The sequence below is a fragment of the Bacillus sp. 05T31 genome (genome assembly GCF_056396725.1).
The window spans coordinates 1-1,887 of sequence record NZ_JBFTMA010000789.1 but is presented as its reverse complement, the minus strand read 5'-3'; the positions used below and the strand labels follow the sequence as shown (position 1 = coordinate 1,887).

The following is a 1,887-nucleotide window of genomic DNA, read 5'->3' as shown; positions in this document are numbered from 1 at the left end:
ATCGTAAGTTGGATAAATAATATTGTTTGGAGTCCCGCACTTGTCTATTTATGTTTAGGAGTAGGCTTATATTTTTCCATTCGAACGAGGTTTTTACAAGTAAGACATGTAGGAGAAATGGTGAAGCTTACATTTAAGGGAGAAAAGTCTGATGCGGGTGTTTCTTCGTTCCAAGCGTTAGCACTTTCGTTATCAGGGCGCGTTGGAACCGGAAATATTGCCGGTGTTGCAACGGCTGTTGCCTTTGGTGGTCCAGGCGCTGTATTTTGGATGTGGGCGGTAGCCTTTCTAGGAGCTGGTTCTGCATATGTAGAATCGACGCTTGCACAAATATATAAGACGAAGCATCAAGGGCAATTCCGCGGTGGTCCTGCTTATTACATTGAAAAAGGACTAGGTGTTAAATGGTACGCATTAGTGTTCGTCGCAGCGACAATTATTGCAACAGGAATGCTGCTTCCAGGTGTTCAAGCGAATAGTATTGCTGTAAGTYTAGAAACAGCTTTTGGYATTAATACTTCTGTATCAGGGGCGGTATTAGTAGYGGCATTAGCACTTATTATTTTTGGTGGAGTTAAGCGAATTGTTAACGTAGCGCAAGTTGTAGTACCGTTTATGGCGCTTGGTTATATTTTAGTAGCTTGTGTAATTGTAGGTATGAATATTGAAAAATTACCAGACGCTTTCATGTTAATTTTAAAAAGTGCATTTGCACTAGAAGCAGCTTTTGGTGGAATTATCGGTTTAGCAATCTCTTGGGGTGTAAAACGTGGTATTTATTCAAATGAAGCAGGGCAAGGAACTGGACCGCATGCAGCAGCAGCAGCTGAAGTATCGCATCCAGCTAAACAAGGGTTAGTGCAAGCATTTTCCGTTTACATTGATACATTATTTGTTTGTTCAGCAACAGCATTTATGATGATTATTACAGGCATGTATAACGTATTTGATGCAAGCGGAAAAAACTTTATCGTCAATAAATTAAATGGTGCACAGCCAGGTCCTGGTTATACACAGGCAGCAGTAGAATCAGTTTTCCCTGGATTTGGAAACGGTTTCGTAGCAATCTCTTTACTATTCTTCGCATTTACAACAATTATGGCTTATTACTACATTGCAGAAACGAATATAGCTTACTTAAATCGTGATAAAGACCGTCCTTGGATGTCTATCGTACTAAAGTTTGTATTCTTAGGAGTTGTATTCTACGGTTGTGTAAAAACAGCAGAAACAGCATGGGCTTTAGGAGATATTGGTGTAGGAATTATGGCATGGGTTAACATTATTGCGATTCTATTATTACAAAAACCGGCATTGATCGCACTAAAGGATTATGAAAAGCAGAAAAAAGAAGGAAAAGATCCAGTGTTCGATCCGCAGAAATTAGGAATTAAAAATGCTGATTTCTGGGAGCATGAATACGGGAAAGATAAAAAAGAAGAAGTATCTTAATAGGATAGGAATGAGAGAGCAAAGGGAAATCCCTTTGCTCTTTTTTATGGACAAAATGAAGATGAAAGTTATTTTTTTGCCTATTTTTGAATATAAAAAGAATGTACATGCTTTGTTTAGGGGAGGGGGGAGTATGGTGATAGAGTTTCGTAATGTAAATAAATATTATGGTATCTTCCAAGTTTTGGAAAATATTAATATGCAAGTGAAAAAAGGTGAAGTGGTAGTAGTTGTTGGTCCTTCAGGATCAGGAAAAAGTACATTGCTTCGGTGTATAAATCAGTTAGAGGCGATTACCGATGGAGAATTAATCGTACAAAATACAGACGTACACAATAAAAAAACAGATATGAATGAATTACGCCGAAATATTGGTATGGTCTTCCAGCATTTTTACTTATACCCACATAAAACAGTTCTGCAAAATATTACACT

The 1,887-nt window shown here is 37.9% G+C and carries 2 protein-coding genes; both read left to right on the top strand.

The window, feature by feature from the left end; all coding sequences use genetic code 11:
- Window positions 1-1,452 (top strand): alanine/glycine:cation symporter family protein (locus AC1DJR_RS28290; RefSeq protein ID WP_477004077.1); only part of this gene is annotated, 1,452 nt, incomplete at its 5' end.
- A partial coding sequence (locus AC1DJR_RS28285; protein WP_477004076.1) for an ATP-binding cassette domain-containing protein occupies window positions 1,397-1,887 on the top strand: 491 nt, incomplete at its 3' end. The genes AC1DJR_RS28290 and AC1DJR_RS28285, both read left to right, overlap by 56 nt.